This is a genomic window from Brevibacterium permense (assembly GCF_025506275.1).
In the GTDB taxonomy this organism is placed as follows: domain Bacteria; phylum Actinomycetota; class Actinomycetes; order Actinomycetales; family Brevibacteriaceae; genus Brevibacterium; species Brevibacterium permense_A.
Genome location: NZ_QYCP01000094.1, coordinates 1 through 18,460 on the forward strand (window position 1 = coordinate 1; position 18,460 = coordinate 18,460).

General features: G+C 64.9%; 15 protein-coding genes, 1 pseudogene and 1 riboswitch. Of the genes and pseudogenes, 5 read left to right on the forward strand and 11 right to left on the reverse strand.

Annotated features, from left to right (window positions below; genetic code table 11):
• Window positions 1-365: 365 nt before the first annotated feature.
• Both D3I60_RS15235 and D3I60_RS15240 read left to right on the forward strand, forming a co-directional pair.
• On the forward strand, window positions 366-1,859 hold the full coding sequence (locus D3I60_RS15235; protein ID WP_262777249.1) for an alanine/glycine:cation symporter family protein: 1,494 nt from the start codon (window positions 366-368) through the stop codon (window positions 1,857-1,859).
• Between the two features lie 111 nt (window positions 1,860-1,970).
• Window positions 1,971-2,270, forward strand: a complete 300-nt coding sequence (locus tag D3I60_RS15240; RefSeq protein WP_262777250.1) for a hypothetical protein — start codon at window positions 1,971-1,973, stop codon at window positions 2,268-2,270.
• Window positions 2,271-2,325: 55 nt separating this feature from the next.
• Here D3I60_RS15240 and D3I60_RS15245 read toward each other — a convergent pair whose 3' ends face one another.
• From D3I60_RS15245 to gcvP, 8 genes are all read right to left on the reverse strand, one after another.
• Window positions 2,326-2,844, reverse strand: a complete 519-nt coding sequence (locus D3I60_RS15245; RefSeq protein ID WP_262777251.1) for a hypothetical protein — start codon at window positions 2,842-2,844, stop codon at window positions 2,326-2,328.
• Between the two features lie 162 nt (window positions 2,845-3,006).
• Entirely contained in the window at window positions 3,007-3,414 is a 408-nt protein-coding gene (locus D3I60_RS15250) for an ectoine synthase (RefSeq protein WP_025778555.1), read from the reverse strand.
• Between the two features lie 170 nt (window positions 3,415-3,584).
• Window positions 3,585-4,889 (reverse strand): diaminobutyrate--2-oxoglutarate transaminase, encoded by a 1,305-nt coding sequence (gene ectB, locus D3I60_RS15255; protein ID WP_262777252.1) that lies wholly within the window; start codon window positions 4,887-4,889, stop codon window positions 3,585-3,587.
• Window positions 4,890-5,052: 163 nt separating this feature from the next.
• Window positions 5,053-5,448: a diaminobutyrate acetyltransferase gene (ectA, locus tag D3I60_RS19530; RefSeq protein WP_440588583.1), complete on the reverse strand. Its 396-nt coding sequence runs from the start codon at window positions 5,446-5,448 to the stop codon at window positions 5,053-5,055.
• Window positions 5,449-6,091: 643 nt separating this feature from the next.
• Window positions 6,092-7,624 (reverse strand): L-serine ammonia-lyase, encoded by a 1,533-nt coding sequence (locus D3I60_RS15265; protein ID WP_262777254.1) that lies wholly within the window; start codon window positions 7,622-7,624, stop codon window positions 6,092-6,094.
• Window positions 7,625-7,774: 150 nt separating this feature from the next.
• Window positions 7,775-8,173 (reverse strand): glycine cleavage system protein GcvH, encoded by a 399-nt coding sequence (gene gcvH, locus D3I60_RS15270; RefSeq protein ID WP_262777255.1) that lies wholly within the window; start codon window positions 8,171-8,173, stop codon window positions 7,775-7,777.
• Window positions 8,174-8,285: 112 nt separating this feature from the next.
• Complete coding sequence (locus D3I60_RS15275) at window positions 8,286-9,548, reverse strand: glycine cleavage system aminomethyltransferase GcvT (protein ID WP_262777256.1); 1,263 nt, start codon at window positions 9,546-9,548, stop codon at window positions 8,286-8,288.
• A complete protein-coding gene (gene gcvP / locus D3I60_RS15280; RefSeq protein ID WP_262777258.1) occupies window positions 9,548-12,481 on the reverse strand; it encodes an aminomethyl-transferring glycine dehydrogenase in 2,934 nt (977 codons plus the stop codon). Before gcvP ends, D3I60_RS15275 begins: the two co-directional genes overlap by 1 nt.
• A gap of 98 nt (window positions 12,482-12,579) precedes the next feature.
• Window positions 12,580-12,695: riboswitch (glycine riboswitch) on the reverse strand.
• A 412-nt stretch (window positions 12,696-13,107) separates the two neighbouring features.
• Here gcvP and D3I60_RS15285 point away from each other — a divergent pair.
• Window positions 13,108-13,722 carry a TetR/AcrR family transcriptional regulator gene (locus D3I60_RS15285; protein WP_262777259.1) on the forward strand — a complete coding sequence of 205 codons (615 nt, stop codon included), beginning with the start codon at window positions 13,108-13,110 and terminating at the stop codon, window positions 13,720-13,722.
• A gap of 160 nt (window positions 13,723-13,882) precedes the next feature.
• On the opposite strand, the gene D3I60_RS15290 is transcribed toward D3I60_RS15285, so the two are convergent.
• Entirely contained in the window at window positions 13,883-14,710 is an 828-nt protein-coding gene (locus D3I60_RS15290; protein WP_262777261.1) for an SDR family oxidoreductase, read from the reverse strand.
• Window positions 14,711-14,962: 252 nt separating this feature from the next.
• On the opposite strand from D3I60_RS15290, the gene D3I60_RS15295 reads away from it, so the two are divergent.
• Window positions 14,963-16,261: a DUF1990 family protein gene (locus D3I60_RS15295; RefSeq protein WP_262777263.1), complete on the forward strand. Its 1,299-nt coding sequence runs from the start codon at window positions 14,963-14,965 to the stop codon at window positions 16,259-16,261.
• Between the two features lie 119 nt (window positions 16,262-16,380).
• Here D3I60_RS15295 and D3I60_RS15300 read toward each other — a convergent pair whose 3' ends face one another.
• Both D3I60_RS15300 and D3I60_RS15305 read right to left on the reverse strand, forming a co-directional pair.
• Window positions 16,381-16,590, reverse strand: a complete 210-nt coding sequence (locus D3I60_RS15300; protein ID WP_262777635.1) for a hypothetical protein — start codon at window positions 16,588-16,590, stop codon at window positions 16,381-16,383.
• 272 nt (window positions 16,591-16,862) lie between these two features.
• Window positions 16,863-16,925, reverse strand: a pseudogene (locus D3I60_RS15305) (helix-turn-helix domain-containing protein); the annotation flags it as partial.
• Window positions 16,926-17,202: 277 nt separating this feature from the next.
• On the opposite strand from D3I60_RS15305, the gene D3I60_RS15310 reads away from it, so the two are divergent.
• Window positions 17,203-18,438 carry a CaiB/BaiF CoA transferase family protein gene (locus D3I60_RS15310; RefSeq protein WP_262777265.1) on the forward strand — a complete coding sequence of 412 codons (1,236 nt, stop codon included), beginning with the start codon at window positions 17,203-17,205 and terminating at the stop codon, window positions 18,436-18,438.
• The last annotated feature ends 22 nt before the right edge of the window (window positions 18,439-18,460 follow it).

Here is an 18,460-nt window from a genome sequence, read left to right on the forward strand (position 1 = left end):
GGTGGGGGTGGCGAGGGTGATGGGCATTTCAGAACTCCTCCACGGAGACTGCGGGTGGCGTTCGGGCGCCGGATCCAACTGCTGCGCGGTGGCCGAACGATGAGTACTAGGCCGCCCAGATTAGGTGGCCAGAGCAAGTTCCGGATGATGCGAGAGTGGACGGAACATGAATCCTGACGGTGTCGACACTGGTCGTCGCCTGGGCCGATGCTGACCCGCTCGAATGAGAACGGCACCCTTCGGGCAGGGGCCACTGCCACAACCTCGGGAGCCGGGGTGGCAGACTGGGTATAACCACGGACGGAGTTCCCGCGTTCTGCACCTCCGATCCTCTCCAGCACTATTGCCGAAGGAGGCGCAGTTCGATGGAGATGCTCCAGAGTGCTTTCGACAGTGTCAGCACCGTATCGTCATACATCCTCGTGGCTGTTCTCATCCCCACTGGTCTGTATTTCACCATCCGCACGGGAGTCGTGCAGGTCCGCCTGCTGCCCGAGATGTTCCGCACCCTGACGGAGCCGGGCGGACGGGATTCCGAGGGCAATCGGAACATTTCTCCTTTCCGTGCCTTCTCGATCTCTGCGGCCTCGCGCGTGGGAACAGCGAACATCGCCGGTGTCGCTCTGGCGATCTCGCTGGGCGGTCCGGGTGCGATGTTCTGGATGTGGCTCACGGCCATCGTCGGCGGGGCCACGGCCTTCGCCGAGTCTGCCCTCGGCCAGCTGTACAAGCTCAAGGACGGCCCGAACTTCCGCGGCGGACCCGCCTATTACATCAAGCACGGGCTGAACATGAAGTGGCTCGGACTGGTCTTCGCCGTCATCGTCGCCATCACCTACGGCATGGTGTTCAACTCGGTGCAGTCGAATTCCATCGTCGACGCGGTCGGGGCCTCTTTCGGAGTCGAGAGCTCGGACGGCGTCTTCGCTGCCGTGGCCGGGGCGATCATCGCTGTTGCCGCCTTCGCGATCTTCGCAGGCGGCGCCAAGCGCATCTCGAATATCTCGGCTTATCTGGTGCCGATCATGGCCGGCCTCTACCTCATCGTCGGCATCATCGTCGTGGTGCTGAACATCGGTGCCGTGCCGTCGATGATCGCAACGATCGTCACCGACGCATTCAGCATGGATTCGATCGCCGGCGGAACACTGGGGTCGATCATGCTCATCGGTGTGCAGCGCGGTCTGTTCTCCAATGAGGCCGGCATCGGTTCGGTGCCGAACGCGGCCGCCACCGCATCGGCGTCGCACCCGGCCAAGCAGGGCTTCGTGCAGGCGCTGGGTGTGTACTTCGATACGATCCTCGTCTGCTCGATCACAGCGTTCATCATCCTGCTGTCGAACCCGGAGTACGGCAGCTCGGCTGAGGGCATCCAGCTCACGCAGACAGCGTTGAGCGGTCAGCTCGGGCAGTGGGCGATCCACTTCCTCACCCTGGCGATCTTCCTCTTCGCGTTCTCGTCGATCCTCGGCAACTATTACTACGGCGAGGCGAATATCGAGCATCTGACGACGAACCGCGTCGCGCTGCGCGTGTATCAGGTCATCGTCATGGTCTCGGTGTTCATCGGTGCGATCGCAGCCCTCGATCTGGTCTGGACCGCGGCGGACATCTTCATGGCGATCATGGCTCTCATCAACCTCTTCGCTCTGCTGATGCTCTCGCCGCTGGTGTTCTCGCTGCTGAAGAACTACCAGCAGCAGCGTAAGGCGGGCTTCGAACCGGTGTTCCGACGCGGCGACCTGCCCACGTTCAAGCGCATCAACACCGATGTCGACGCCTGGGACGGCACCGACGAGGTGACCACGACGAAGTTCTGGCATGACCGCGGGAAGAAGGTTCGCTCCGACAACGAGTGAGGCTGCCGAACAGCAGTCGACAACGCATATCGGGCGCCCCCTTTCGGGGCGCCCGATATGTTTTCATTTCCCAGGGTCCGCAGGCAGTCCCCTGACCATAAGGAGGTCCCGATGAGTATCGACCGCGCTGAGTTGGCGAACGCCCTCGCCGAGGCGACCGGATGGTCGGTCACGGCCGATCCCCACCGTGTGACGTTCACGAATGATGATCCACCACAGGTGGTCATCTGGAGCGTTACCGACGCTGAGATCGGTCAGCTGCGATACAGCCAAAATCTCACTTCCCGGGAAGCCGGGGGTCGTCAGAGCGCCGAGCTCGGCACCTTGGGCCTCCCACTCGACGGAGCTTTAGGCCCATTCGAGGGATCCCGTGGATATATGGATGGGACGGATCTGACGATTCGCGAGTGAAAAGGCCGGTCCGCATCACGCTCACGTTGCAGACCGACCTCTCACGCCGAGACTGTCAGCGCTTGACCGACTTCGAGGTGGCTCCGGTGGCCCAGCTGACCTGGCTGAAGGTCACGCGGTAGTACCGCTTGCGCTTCGAGGACAGAGACGTGTAAGACTTGCCCCGGACGTAGAAGTAGCCCTTGGTGTGGTCCGTGAATGCGTCCCACGAGTAATCGTTGTCGACGTTAGCTTCTGATGGGCCGATTCGGTATCTGCCGAGCCCGTCAAGACTCGGACAGATCATATTGCGGTCTTTGGTGCTGGGATTCTTGTAGCTGCCGAAGTACGCATCGGTCGTGTATCCGTGTCGACCAGCAATTTCTGAGTCGACCGTCCAATAGCCGACGTCGTCCTTCTTGTATTTGCGATAGACACTGAAATATCTGCAGTTGTCATTCGAAACAACCATGTTGGCGGCTGACAGCTTCGTCACGTCGAATGACATAGACGCAGCCTCGGCGAAGACAGCGGGACCGATGGCAAGAGCAAGAGCGGCAACAGAGGCCACGAGGGCGCGTTTGAGGAACTTCACGGAGACTCCAACTGAAGATGGGATGGAAGAGGGAAGTGTCCTCGGGTTCGGCTCACGCGCACAACTCAACCGCACGAAAAAGGCGGCCCGAGCGCAATGCTCGGGCCGCCTCGGCGAGTGAAGCTCAGTCGGTGTCCGCCGACTCAGCATTCAGAAGCCGAATCAGTTCGCGGGTGCTGCTTCATCTTCGAGGATGAGGGGGTACACGCCGTTCTCGTCGTGAACCTCGCGGCCGGTGACCGGCGGGTTGAACACGCAGGCCATGCGCAGCTCTTCCTCGGCCACGACGGTGTGCTTCTCGTTTCCGTCGAGCAGGTACATGACGCCATCGTGGAGCGGGTATTCCTTGCCGGTCTCCAGATCGGTCAGCGTTCCCTTGCCCTGCACGCAGTACACGGCTTCGACGTGGTTCTGGTAGTGGAACGTCGAGGTGGTTCCGGCGTAGATCACGGTGTCGTGGAACGAGAATCCGACGCGCTCCTTGCCGAGCACCATGCGGCGGCTGCGCCAGGTCTCGGACTTCACATCGCGGTCGGTGTCGTTGAGGTCATCGCGGTTGACTACGTACATCTGTGGTCCTTTCGCAAAAGGTCGGTGAAAGTGTTCAGAGGCGGGCGGCCGACACCCATCGCACTGCGACGGCATCCGCCGGCCCGGGTGGGCGATCGAGCCGGTGAGCTCGGTTCGGCCCAAAGCTCAGGCCGGCGCCACTGCTGCGGCGCCGGCCCGGCAGAGGTGGGTCAGGCCAGTGCGGCCGTCGTGGCGGCGGGAGCGAACTTGAGCACTCCGGCCTCGATGATGTCCAGGCCCGCCTGCAGATCGCGCGAGTCGATCGTCAGCGGCGGCATGATCTTGATGACTTCGTCATCGGCACCCGAAGTCTCGAGCAGGAGACCGTTCTCGAAGGCATAGGCTGCGACTTTCTCGGCCACCTCGAGGTCTTCGAAGCAGACGCCGGCCAGCAGGCCGCGTCCACGGATCGAAGCGCCTTCAGCCTTCTCGACGATCGTGTCGAGACGCTGGTGCAGCGCGGCGATGGTGTCGGCGAGCTGGTTCTGGAACTCGTTGTCGGCCCAGAAGGTCTTGATGGCGGCGGTCGCGGTCACGAACGCGGGGTTGTTTCCACGGAAGGTGCCGTTGTGCTCGCCGGGCTCCCAGACGTCGAGCTCGGGACGGAACAGGGTCAGTGCCAGCGGCAGACCCGAACCGGAGATCGACTTCGACAGGCAGACGATGTCGGGCTCGATGCCAGCCTCTTCGAAGCTGAAGAACGAACCGGTGCGGCCACAGCCTGCCTGCACGTCATCGACGATGAGGAGGATGTCATGTTTCTTGCACAGGTCGGACAGTGCGCGCAGCCATTCGGCGCGAGCGGCACGCAGTCCGCCCTCGCCCTGCACGGTCTCGACGATGACAGCGGCGGGCTTGTCGACGCCCGAGCCGGAGTCCTCGAGGACCTTCTCCAGCCACAGGAAGTCCGGGACCTCTCCGTCGAAGTAGTCGTCGTACGGGATCTTCGAGCTGTTGGTCAGCGGGATGCCCGCGCCCTCGCGCTTCATCGAATTGCCGGTCACTGACAGCGATCCCAGCGTCATGCCGTGGAACGCGTTGGTGAACGAGAGCATGTGCTGACGGCCGGTCACCTTGCGAGCGAGCTTGAGAGCCGCCTCGACGGTGTTGGTTCCCGTCGGTCCGGGGAACATCACGGAGTAGTCGAGTCCGCGCGGCTTGAGGATGAGGTCCTGGAAGGTCTGCAGGAACTCACGCTTGGCCGGGGTCTTCATATCCATCGAGTGCAGAACGGCACCCGACTGCAGGTACTCGATGAGCGGGCCCATCACGGCCGGGTTGTTGTGGCCGTAGTTGAGGGCACCGGCACCGGAGAAGAAGTCGAGATACTCGTTGCCGTCCTCGTCCCACTGCTTGGCGCCCTGCGAACGGGCGAAGGTCGCGGGCCAGGAACGGCAATAGCTGCGCACGGCAGACTCGCGAGTTTCGAAGATGTCGGGCTTGTCAGTGGGTGTGGGCTTAGCGCTTTCAGTCATGACTTGAGTCCTTTCGACTTCTTTAAGTTCTGCGTCTGCATCGGATGCAGTCGCCGAGGCGGTGGCCGCTGCCGCTCGAGTGCGGGCGATCTCTTCCGCCTCCTGGCGCCTGGCGCGTCCGCTCCCTTGCAACAGGGGCCCGCGCGGCGCCGGTCAGTGCTCGTTACAGGGGTGCGATCTCGTAGAGGTACTCGGTGTCGTGGCCGTCCGGGTAGAGATCCGGGGTGAACAGCGGGCGACGGTTGAATCCAGCCCCACGCTTCTCAGCGAACGCCTGGAACAGGCGGTTGGACGCCGCATTGTCCTCGGTGATCGTCGTCTCCATGCGGAGAGCGCCGGTCCGGTCGGCCAGCTCATGGAGCATGGTCGATGCGAGTCCGTGTCCACGGAAGTCCTCATTGACGGCGACCTGCCAGATCATCAGGGTGTCCGGATTCTCCGGACGCGTGTACCCGGTGATGAAGCCGGCGGGCGCTCCGTCGATTCGCGCAATCACCGAGGTGTCCGCGAAGTCGCGGCACCACAGCAGGTACGAGTACGAGGAGTTCAGGTCGAGCACGGCTGTGTCTTTCGCGAGCCGCCATAGATGTTGACCGTCCTCCAGGTCTGGAGTCCGGACGTCGATTTGCGTCTTCGGTTCAGCGAGTGCGTTAATCACGCCAATAAACCTAGCGGGATGAGAATGAGCGTCAACCTCGAAAGTGCCGATTCCGGGGCACTTCCGCAACGATCGTCCCGACCTACTGACATGTAACGGACCGGACCTTCCCCATGGCATCTCTGGGATGTGACGGGGCACTCCTTCGCGCTCATACCGCGCCAGAGGTTCGTTATCGTTTCGTTACATTTGGCAGGAGTTGGAACAGGGGTTCCACGTGTTCCATGTCACTTCGGTCGAATTGGGACAGCAAGGAGGCCTGTTGCCCGAGGCGGCCTTCTCAGGCTCTGTGAGCGGCTTCGCAGATGTTTCGGGGCGCAGGTGGCCTGAGGACTGGGACTTGTGGTCGCTATCGGATGCCTGCCCCAAAGACTTAGGTCGCTATCGGATACCTTTCGGCGCTGAAAGTATCCGATAGCGACCTATTCTCCGAGGGCAGACCGCTGGTGGTTAGGCGGACGGCTGGTCCGAGGGCATGCGGGTAGGCGAGGCGTGCGACCGTGAGCGGGCGGCCAACCCACTCGCCCGGCGACCATTCACCCGCTCAGCACTCGACGACGTTGACGGCGAGGCCGCCCATCGCCGTCTCCTTGTACTTCGAGGACATGTCCGCGCCGGTCTGTCGCATCGTCTCGATCACCTCGTCGAGGCTGACCCGGTGCTGGCCGTCGCCCCACAGAGCCATTCGGGAGGCGTTGATGGCCTTGCCGGCGGCGATCGCATTGCGTTCGATGCACGGCACCTGCACGAGCCCGGAGATCGGGTCGCAGGTCAGTCCGAGGCTGTGCTCCATCGCGATCTCGGCGGCGTTCTCCACCTGCTCGGGCGTCCCGCCCATAACGGCGGCCAGTCCCCCGGCGGCCATCGACGAGGCGGATCCGACCTCTCCCTGACAGCCCACCTCGGCGCCGGATATCGACGCACGTTCCTTGTAGAGGACTCCGATGGCCGCCGCAGTGAGCAGGAAGTCGACGATGGCCCGGTGCTTCGCGGACTCGCCGCCTTCCATCACCGCGGGCACGTAGTTGAGCACGTAGTGCAGCACGGCGGGGATAATGCCGGCCGCTCCATTCGTCGGCGCGGTGACGACGCGGCCTCCCGAGGCGTTCTCCTCGTTCACCGCCATCGCGATGAGGTTGACCCATTCGAGGTAGTAGCCGGGATCCCGGTCGGGGTCCTCGGACTTGAGTTTGAGGTACCAGTCGTGTGCGCGGCGGCGGACCTTGAGCCCTCCGGGCAGATAACCGGAGCGGTCCAGGGACGCCGAAGCGCATTCCTCCATCACCGAGTAGATGTGGAGCAGTCCGTGCCGGATCTCGTCCTCGTCGCGCATCGACAGTTCGTTGGCGTGCATGATCTCGGCGATCGACAGATCGTTCTCGCGGCAGCGCTGAAGCAGCTCGACGCCGGAGTGGAAGGGATACGGCAGCTCTTCGTCGTAGGACTCGAGTTCGGCGTCGACGACAGAATCCGCGACTGCGTACTCGGCGCCCGCGCCTGCACCGCTGCCGGCAGCCACATCGCCGCCGTCGTCGGCCGCACCGTCGCCGCCATCATCGTCAGCTGCACCATCCTCGGCGGTCTTCTCCTTCTCGAGGAATTCGGTCTCGGAGGTCACGAATCCGCCGCCGACAGAGTAGTAGGTCTCCTCGGCGAGGGTCTCCCCCGCAGCGTCATAGGCGGTCACGGTCATGGCGTTCGTATGGCGAGGGAGGACGGTCAGCGGTCGTTTGACCATGTCATCCTCGGTGAACTTGAGTTCGACGCCGTTGCCGGTCGAGTCGCCGAGGATGATCGTCCCGGTCTCGGACATCCGTGTCCGTCGGGCGGTCAGTTCGTTGGCTTCGATGAGATCGGGACGGCAGCCTTCGAGCCCGATGAGGATGGCGTCGAAGGTCCCATGACCGGCACCGGTGGCGGCCAGGGAACCGAACACGTCGACGCGCAGATCAGCCACGGATCCAAGCGTTTCGCCGAGGAGGTCGATGAAGCTCGCGCCGGCACGCATCGGTCCGACGGTGTGGGAGCTCGACGGTCCGATGCCGACCGTGAAGAGGTCGAAGACACTCAATGGCATGGCAATCACTTCGTTTCTGATGAGATGACGACGGGGCCGACCGAACAGCCGTGCACTCACATGCACGGCGAGCCGATGCCGACGATGTGTCGGCACCGACCTCGACCGACCCCGTTTCAGGGTTTATATCCTCCGCCCGGAGGATGAGGCTCAGAGGGAGTTCGCCTCGGCGTAGTTTGCGGCGTCCATGACTTCGCCGACCTCGGTCACGGCGACCTCGAACAGCCAGCCCTCGCCGTAGGGGTCGGAGTTGAGCAGTCCGGGTGAGTCCACGGCCGCCTCGTTGATGGTGACGACCTCGCCGGTCACCGGGGTGTAGAGGTCGGACACGGACTTCGTGGATTCGACCTCGCCGCAGGTCTCACCTGCGGTGATGGAGTCGCCGACTGCTGGCAGGTCGACGTAGACGACCTCGCCGAGGGCATCGGCGGCGACGGCGGTGATGCCGACCTTGACGGTCTTGCCGACGAGTTCATCGGCAGCGCCGTCGACCCATTCGTGTTCGGCGGAATAGGTGAAGTTCTGCGGGAGCGGGGGCAGCTGTGCCATATGTCTTCCTTACTGTGACTACCGCCGGAGGGGGCGGTCACGACGTTGTTGTGCCTGGTGGGACCAGTCTACGAGCCACGGGTCCCACCAGGATGAATAGTGGGTGAGAGCTTCAGTCGGCCTGGCGTTTGTAGAACGGCAGCTGTGTGACGGTGAAGTCGTGTGCCTTGCCGCGGATGTCCACAGTCACGGCGGTGCCCACCTCGGTGCGGTCCCGATCGATGTAGGCCAGGGCGATCGGGTGGCCGAGTGTCGGCGAAGGCTGGCCGGAGGTGACGGTGCCGACCTCGGCGCCGTCGATCGACACGACGGCACCGGAACGGGCGGCACGGCGTCCCTCCGAGCTCAGGCCGACGAGCACGCGCGGCGGTTCGGTCTCTCCGAGCCTCGCCAGCGCCTCGCGGGCGAAGAAGTCGTCCTTCGTGTTGAACCCGATCATCCGGCCCAGTCCCGCATCGTACGGGGTGGTGTTCTGATCGAGTTCGTTGCCGTAGAGCGGCATTCCGGCTTCGAGGCGAAGCGAATCGCGTGCGGCCAGACCGCAGGGAACGAGTCCGTAGTCCGCACCCGAAGTCACGAGCGTGTTCCACAGGCGGGAGGCGCCGATGTTCGGGGTGTAGAGCTCGAACCCGTCCTCACCGGTGTATCCGGTGCGGGCGAGCATGAGGTCGATCCCGGCGATCGTCAGCGGCATCCACGCGTAGTACTTGAGTTCACGTACCGCCTGACCGATGGTGATCTTCGCATCCCCCGCCGAGGTGGCTCCCCCGTTGGCATCGTCGGTGACCTGGGCCTTCGCCTGGTCCCCGGCGCCGGTACGGGGTCCGAATTCGCCGTGGCCGGACTCGTCGAGGGCGCGCAGGATGATCGCCTCGGAGTTCGGGCCCTGCACAGCGATGAGCGCGGTGGCGTCGGATTCGTCGGTCAGGTGCACATCGGAGCCGGGTGCGACGGTCTGGACGAATTGGTGCACGCGGTCCTTCAGCGCGGCGACCACGGTGGGCGTGTTCGAGGCGTTGGGGACGATGAGGAACTCTTCGTCGCCGATGCGGTAGGTGATGAGGTCGTCGAGAAGGCCGCCTGACTCGTTGACGATGACTCCGTACTTGGCCTTGCCGATCTTCATCTTCGAGTACTTCGCGACGAGCGCGTAGTCGAGGAAGGCGGCGGCGTCGGTTCCGGCGATGCGCACCTCACCCATGTGGGAGAGGTCGAAGAGGCCTGCGGCCTCACGCACGGCACGGTGCTCGGCGAGTTCCGAACCGTACTTCAGCGGCATGTCCCAGCCGCCGAAGTCGGTGAACGAGGCACCGAGCTCGGCGTGGATACTGTGCAGCGGGGTCTCTTTGGGCGTGTTCGCGGTCGTATCGGTCATCACTTGTCCTCTTCCTCGAACTCTTCGAAGGCCTCTGGCGGCGGGCAGGAGCACACCAAATTGCGGTCGCCGTAGGCTCCGTCGATGCGGCTGACCGGCGGGAAGTACTTCGTGAGGCGCAGCCCGGGAACGGGGAACACCGCGGTCTCGCGGCTGTATTTGCCGTCCCAGTCGTCCATGACCACCGTCGCCGGGTGCGGCGCGAGGGCCAGCGGCGACTCTTCGTAGGTATACGACTTGCCGATCTCGTCGATCTCGGCGCGGATGGTGCGCATGGCCTCGATGAAGCGGTCGAGCTCGTCCTTGTCCTCGGACTCGGTGGGTTCGACCATCAGGGTGCCGGGCACCGGGAAGGCCAGGGTCGGGGCGTGGAAGCCGAAGTCGACGAGGCGCTTGCAGACATCCTCGGCGGTGACTCCCGTCGCCGAGGTGATCGCACGGAGGTCGAGGATCGTTTCGTGGCCGACGAGTCCGTTCTCACCCGAGTAGAGGATCGGGTAGACGTCGCCGAGCTTCTTCGCCAGGTAGTTCGCACCGAGCAGAGCCGAGCGCGAGGCCTCGCGCAGTCCTTCGGCACCCATGAGTTCGAGGTACGCGAAGCTGATGGGCAGGACTCCTGCGGAGCCGAACATCGAAGCGGAGATCGGCAGCTCCTTGGCATCCGGGTCACCGGCGACGAGCTCCGGCAGCGTGGCATCGCCGGGCAGGTACGGAGCGAGGTGTTCGCGAACCGCCACGGGGCCGACTCCGGGGCCGCCTCCTCCGTGGGGGATGCAGAAGGTCTTGTGCAGGTTGAGGTGGGAGACATCGCCGCCGAATTCGCCCGGCTTGGCGAGTCCGACCATGGCGTTGAGATTCGCACCGTCGACGTAGACCTGACCGCCGGCGGCATGGACCTTGTCGCAGACTTCGCGGATCTGCGGTTCGAACACACCGTGGGTCGACGGGTAGGTGATCATGATGCCGGCGATCTTGCCTTCGTGTTTGGCGATCTTCGCATCGAGGTCGTCCATGTCCACGGAGCCGTCATCGGCCGTCGCCACGACTTGCACCTGGAGTCCGGCGAGCACCGCGGAGGCCGCGTTCGTGCCGTGAGCGGACTGCGGGATGAGCACGACGGTGCGGGCATCGTCGCCGTTCGCCACGTGGTAAGCGCGGATGGCGAGCAGTCCGGCCAGCTCACCCTGCGAACCGGCGTTGGGCTGCAGGGACACACGGTCGTAGCCGGTGACCTCGACGAGGGAGTCCTCGAGGCGGCCGATGAGTGCGCGCCAACCCTTGGTCTGTTCGGCCGGGGCGAAGGGGTGGATGGAGGCGAATTCCGGCCATGTGATGGGTTCCATCTCGGCGGCGGCGTTGAGCTTCATCGTGCACGAGCCCAGCGGAATCATCGTCCGGTCGAGTGCGAGGTCACGGTCGGCCAGGGTGCGCAGGTAGCGCATCATCGAGGTCTCGGAGCCGTGGGCGCTGAAGACGGGGTGGGTGAGGAATTCGGTGTCCCGGTGGAACGACGCCGCGAATGCGGGTTCCGGAACGGCGTTGGCTCCGAAGGTTCCCGCCGAGGCGGCTTCGAAGTCGTCCGCGTCGACCCGGGCAAGGATGCCGAGGGCTTCGAGCAGACCGTTGGCATCGGCGACGGTGTGAGGTTCGCCGAAGGAGACGCCGACGGTGGTGTTGTCGATGACGCGGATGTTGTATCCGGCCTGGTCGGCGACGTAGCGGGCGGCTTCGGCGTCGGCCACGCGCAGGGCCACAGTGTCGAAGAATTCCCAGGTGAGAACCTCGGCGCCGGGGGCGGTGTCCGCGGCACCTGCGAACGCGTGGGCGAGACGGTGGACGCGGGAGGCGATGCGGGTCAGACCGACCGGGCCGTGGTAGACGGCGTACATCGAGGCGACGTTGGCGAGCAGGGCCTGCGCGGTGCAGATGTTCGATGTCGCCTTCTGGCGGCGGATGTGCTGTTCGCGGGTCTGCAGGGCCAGACGGTAGCCGGGCTTGCCCTGGGCGTCCTTGGACACTCCGACGAGGCGGCCGGGCAGCTGGCGCTGGAGTCCGGACTTCACAGCCATGAAGCCGGCGTGGGGGCCGCCGAAGAACAGGGGCACACCGAAGCGCTGTGCGGAGCCGACGGCGATGTCCGCACCCTGGGAGGCGCAGTCCTTGAGCAGGGTCAGTGCCAGCAGGTCGGCGTCGAAGGTGACAAGCGCACCGCGGTCGTGCGCTCCGTCGACGGCTTCGGTGAAGTCGCGGATGGCGCCGGTGGTGCCGGGCTGGGCGCAGACGATGCCGAATATGTCTTCGCCTACGAGGCCCTCGGCGAGGTCGGCGACGGCGACGCGGAAGTCCATCGCCTTGGCACGGGCGCGGACGACGGCGATGGTCTGCGGGTGGAGTTCGGAGTCGAGGACGACGGTTGTCCCCTTCTTCACGGCTCGACGCATGAGCAGTACCGCCTCGGCGACGGCGGTGGCCTCATCGAGGAGGGAGGCATTGGCGATGTCGAGGCCGGTGAGGTCCTGGACGACCTGCTGGAAGTTCAGCAGCGCTTCGAGCCGGCCCTGGGAGATCTCGGGCTGGTACGGAGTGTAGGCGGTGTACCAGGCGGGGTTCTCGACGAGGTTGCGGCGGATGACGGCCGGGGTGATCGTGTCGTAGTAGCCCTGGCCGATGAGCTGGGTGCGCATGACGTTCTGGTCGGCGAGGTCGCGCAGGTCGTTCAGCACGTCGAATTCTGAGCGCCCGGCGGGCAGGTTGAGCTCATCGTTCTGGATGGATTCCGGGACGGCAGCGGAAGAGAGCGCTTCCAGGGAGTCATAGCCGAGTTCGGCGAGCATGGCCGTTACGTCGTCGGCGCGGGGGCCGATGTGGCGGTCGGAGAAGGGGCGTGCGGTGTCCCCTGTTGCCTGCGTCGTATGGGCGAGTGAACTGGTCAATTGCCGTCCTAGGGTCGGTGTCGCGTCCACCGATGGGAGGACGCAGCGTTCGCTGAGTGTCCTCCCCGATCTGTCGGACCGAGGTCCTTCAGATATGCCTGCAATCGGTGGTACTGGGCCTGAGAGTTTCCCGGGGAGGGAATTGCACCTACGGCGCTGCTCGGAAGTCCGGCTCGATTCGGCCTGACGGCGGCAGCTCTCCCACGTCTTGTCTTAGCGGCGTATGAAGTTATGTGCAGAACCAGATGGGCTTCTGAAGCAGGTGGACCTCTGGAGCCCCCGGCTGAGACTGCGCCTCCGATTCTAGTGAATGAAATCACCCCCGACAAACCCCGTGCTGGTCCCCTCACTATGACCGCTCTTCCAACCGCCGCGAGGACCAGCTCCCCAGTTGTACCTCCAACGCGAAAATAGGTCGCTATCGGATAGTTTTCCTGCTCAGAAGTATCCGATAGCGACCTATTTTCGGGGTGCCGAAGTCCGTTGGCGACCTAAATTCGCCGAGGCGGCGCTACGGTCCCGCTGCGATGTTCAGATCGCGTTGAGGTCCTTGCCCTTGGTCTCGGCGCGAATGGCCGTAGATTAGGGGTGAGAAGACAGTGGGACGGAGCAGGCAGGGACAACTCTTGAGCAATGCAACCATGACGAACTGGCGGGACTACGACGCCCCGCTGCTGTCGCCGATCCTTCAGTCCGCTCTCGACAGCTTCGTCACGGGCGGATTCCACGGCACGAGTATCCGCCAGCTGGCTGGCGCGGCCGGACTGTCAGTGCCCGGCCTCTATCACCACTTCGCATCGAAGCATGCGATCCTCGCCGAGATCGACCGCCTGGCGATGGAGGATCTGTGGCAGCGCAGCGTCGCGGCACTCGCCGACGGCGGGCAGGAGCCGACCGCCCGCTTCGACCGACTCATCGAATGCCTGCTGCTCTTCCACGCGCACCAGTCCGATCTCGCTTTCATCGCATTCAGCGAGATCCGAGCGCTGAAAGATCAGCACCGGGATGCTCATATCGCCGCTCGTGACCGGCAGCAGAAACTCCTCGACGCGGTGGTCGAGGAGTGCGTTGCCGACGGCAGCTTCACCACGGAGTTCCCACGGGATGCCTCACGAGCGATCACGACGATCTGCACGGGCGTCTCGCAGTGGTACCGGGCCGGCGGTGAGCTTGATCCTGCTGGCGTGGCCAAACGCTACGGCGAGATCTGCGCGCACGCCGCCGGCCTTCCGGTGAAGTAGGGGTGGCGCCTCAGAATGGCACTGCAGAAAAACTTAGGTCGCCATCGGATACTTTTCGTCAGGAGAAGTATCCGATGGCGACCTAGATTCGGGTGCAGATGTCCGATGGCGACCTGATTTCGGGCTGCCGCCTACCGGCAACCGACGCTCAGCCTCGGTTTCAGGCGCTGCCGCCGGCCGTGACGACTCCTCCATCGGCGGTGAGCACCTGCGCGGTGATCCAGTCGGCGTCCTCCGACGCCAGATAGGCGACGGCACCGGCAATGTCCTCAGGAGTGCCGAGGCGCTTGACCGGGTACGCGGAGGCGACCTCCTCTTCCCTGCCTTCGTAGAGCGCGGTGGCGAACTTCGTCTTGACCACGGCCGGAGCGACGGCGTTGACGCGGATGTCGGGCCCGAGCTCGACGGCCAGGGTCTTCGTCAGATGCGAGACCGCCGCCTTCGAGATTCCGTAGAAGCCGATGCCTTCACTCGGGATCTGGCCGGCGACCGACGACAGGGTGACGACGCGGCCCTTGTTCTCACGGAAGTTCAGGCCCTCATGGTGGACGGCGTCCTGCACCCAGGCCAGCGTGCCGAGGACGTTGACCTCGAAGATCTTCCGCGCGGCATCGAGTTCCATGTCGACGAGCGGGCCGTAGACCGGGTTGATTCCGGCGTTGGCCACGAGCACATCGAGGCGACCGAACTTCTCAGCGACGGTGTCGAACACCTCTGCCCTGTGCGCCGGGTCGTCGGCCTTGCCGGCAATGGCGAGCGCCGAGCCTTCGGGGAACTCGGCGACCGCCTCACCCAGTGCTTCGGGCTTGCGCGCGGTGAGGACGACGGTGGCGCCCTCGGCGCCCAGCCTCCGAGCGATTCCAAGCCCGATGCCGCGACTGGCGCCCGTGATGACGGCGACCTGGCCTTCGAAACGACGACCGGATTTCGGAGCCGCCGAGGTGCCTGCCGACTGAGTGGCTTGAGTGGCTGAGGTGCTGTCTGACATAGATGAACTCCAGTGTTCGTGCAGTGACATGGTCATTCGGCGCTGACCTGGCGATTCGCCCTGTAGCGAGCGTTCGTTCAGCGATTAGTTCTCATCGTAGGCACAGCCGTTCGGATATGACAAGGACGACATCATCAGGCGGAACATATCACCGCGAGAGGCCGGCACAATCGTCTGGCGGATCGGAGGAATTCAGCCCACGGGCCGGTCGCGTTCGACCTGCGCTCGACTGGGCTGGACGAGAATGGAGTCATGAATCATCTCGAGTTCCATCTCGACCTCGGCTCGGGCGACCAGTTCCCGATCGCCCGAGATGCGATCTTCTCCTGGATGCTGCAGGACCTCGCCGGCGTCGTCGTCCACCCGGCTCGTCGAGTGGCCGAAGGCCAGATCGTCAGCCTGGGACTCAACCCCGTTTGGCCGGCCTCGCCGAGGCGGCTGCGCGGTCGCGATCTGCTCGTGCCCGTCGGTTCGTGCGTCGTCACACGGGTGTTCGATGAGGAAGATCGCGCCGGTTTCACCTATCGCACCCTGCCGGGCCACCTCGAAAACGGCGAGGAGACCTTCCTCGTATCCATCGACGCTGACGGCCGCCTCGGCGTGACCATCCGCGCCGATTCCGTCCCAGCACATGCCCTCCTGCGCCTGGGCACTCCGGTCACAGTGGCGGCCCAGGAGTTGATGGCCAGGCGCTATGCCGAAGGACTGAAGAGTCAGCTCAGGACCGCCGAGCGAAGCCGCCGATCCCGCGCCCTCGCTACAGCCTCGGCCCTGATCGGCCGGGAGCTGAGGTTTGTCGGGACCCTTGCCGGCGGTCAGCACGCACTGACCATGGCGGCCCGGGACGGAGACGCGGAGCTCGTCGTCCGCGCATTCCCCGCCGGCCATGATGCGGCGGTCAAAGAGGCCGCAGTGCTCGATCGGCTGAGCCCGCTCGGTGATCTCGTCCCCCGCCTCATCGCCCACAGCGCCGACACCGACGATCCGGTCATCATCACGACCCGCGTCCCAGGCTCACCACCGGATCCGGCGACGCCTCTGACCACCATCGCCCGCGAGATGGCCGCAACATTGGTGCGCATCCACTCACTCGACGGCACCGGTCTGCCGCTGACTCCGCAGTCCCCGCCGCCCGGAGACTCTGCCATCGCGATTCGCGCCCAGCGGGAGTGGGCGAGCCTCGACCGTGACGAAGAGGTCCTCACGCACACGGATTTCTGGGCAGGAAATGCCTTGTGGGCCGGCGGGCGCCTGACCGGAGTCGTCGACTGGTCGGGCGCGAGCCGCGGACCTCGCGGAGTCGACCTCGCCTGGTGCCGTCAGGATCTCGTGCTGCTCGGCTCCCCCGAGGCGGCCGCCGACTTTCTCGACGAGTACGAACGACTCCTCGGCCGCCGCATCCATGACATCCGCGCGTGGGACGTCCAAGCTGCGGCACGTGCCCATGATCGCGTCGAGACCTGGCTGCCGAACTACCACGGGATCGGCCTCGCCGACATGACCGCCGAGGATCTCCGCCACCGCCTCGACACCTGGAACGCGCAGCTTTGAGCCACAGCAGACGGCGGAACTGACCTCGCGCTCGTCCACCGACGAGAGGAACTGACCACACATTCATCCGGCTGTGAACCGGCCGTCAGCCCCGCCGAACGACGGGGTTTACCAGGCCATCATTCCACGGTCGGCAGGACCTCCTCGGCGAGGGTGAGCGCCGCTTCCACGGAGGCCTTGCCGAGGTCGGTGCCGGGGGCGAGGTAGAGCTTCGCGGGCGCATCGGGAATATCGAGGGGCACGGCCACGGTGCCGACCTCACGGGTGACTGCGGACACCGAGTCGAAGGTGATCGAGATGCCGCGGCCGGCCGCGACCAGGGCTTCCATCCTCGGCGTAGACGTCTGAGTGGAGGCCGAAGCTGACCCCCGGCCTGTGCGCGGTCGATGCAGTCACAAGCGCTGCGGCCAGCCCGCACGATGACGAGTGGGCGAATCCGAATTCGATGTGCCCGGTCTGCCCGTCGGCGGCCCGGCGCACCGCCTCGGCGGCCACGGTTCGGTACTCGATCATCTTCCGGGCAGGCTCCACCAGTGCCTCCCCCCGCCGAGGTCAGCGCCACATTGCGGGTCGCGCGTCGGAACAGATCGACTCCGAGGTGATCCTCGAGCGCGCGGATCGTGCGACTCAGCGGCGGCTGCAGCATTCCGAGCCGTTCGGCCACACGGCCGAAGTGCAGTTCTTCGGCGACTGCGAGGAACGCTTTGACCTGCTGAATCTCCGTCGACTGCCTCTCTTCCGAATCCCTGTCGGACTCTGTGCCGTCAACCCGGGCGACATCCCAGCCAATACCTGTTCCGATAATAATCCATGAATATTATTGCCGATCCTGCTATATAGTGGGACGGACCACGCGCCTGCCGCCCAAGCACAGGCCCAGAATGCCGTGCTCGACAGCACACAGCAGCGCCGCCGGCCCGACGAGAGGAAGACTTTCACCGATGAAGCAGTCGACCACTTCTGAGCACCACGACAGCGGCTCCGGGCGCGACCACCATCGGTCGCCTGCCCGCGACCGCCTCGAGGAGTTCCTCCCCCGTGCCGGCTCAGGTCCCCTGTCGGGACAGATCGTAGTCGACTTCTCCCGCGTCCTCGCTGGACCGTACTCGACGATGATGCTCGCCGACCTCGGCGCCACCGTCATCAAGGTCGAAGGACCCAAAGGCGATGACACCCGGCACTGGGCGCCGCCGGTGCGCGATGAGGATGCCACCTACTATCTGTCGATCAACCGCAACAAATACGACATCGTCCTCGACTTCACCGATTCCGACGACCTCGCCACCGCGCAGAAGCTCGCGGCCGAAGCCGATATCGTCGTCGAGAACTTCAAACCGGGCGGGCTGGCGAAGTATGGCCTCGACTACGACAGCGTCTCCGCTGCCAACCCGACGGTCATCTATGCCTCGGTGACCGGCTTCGGGCCGCAGAACCCGCTGCCCGGATACGACCTCCTCATGCAGGCGCTGTCCGGCTTCATGTCGGTCACCGGCAGCCCCGACGGCTCGCCGTACCGCGCCGGGGTCGCCATCTTCGACGTGATGACCGGTCTGCACACGACGATCGGCGTCCTCGCCGCGATCCAGCACCGCACGCTCACCGGCGAGGGCCAGCTCGTCGAAACCAACCTCATGTCCTCGGCGATGTCCGGTCTGGCCAACCAGTCCGGTGGCTACGCGGCTGCAGGAGTGAATCCGACGCGGATGGGCAACGCCCACCCGAGCCTCTACCCCTACCAGCCGATGGCCGCGAAGTCCGGTGAGATCATCATCGCCGCGGCCAATGACGGCCAGTTCCGGATCCTCGCCGAGGTGGTCGGCCGCCCCGATTGGTGCGACGACGAACGATTCGCCCAGGCAAAAAACCGCAACGCCAACCGCGACGCCCTTGAGCCTGAACTTCTCGAGGCTCTCCAGGCACACACCGCACAGGAATGGTTCGACAAGCTCTCGGCCGCTGGCCTGCCCTGCGCCCCGATCAACACGATCGCCGAAGGCGTCGAACACGCCAAGAGTCTCGGTTTGGAACCGGTCGTGGACACCGGCACCGGCGATCGCGTCATCCCGACGGTCCGCAACCCGATCACCCTGTCGAAGTCGCAGGTCTCCTACGACCTCGCTCCCCCAGAGCTCGGAGCAGACTCCGATCAGGTCCGCGCCTGGCTCGACAGCCTCTGAACCGTTCACCACAGACAAAGGA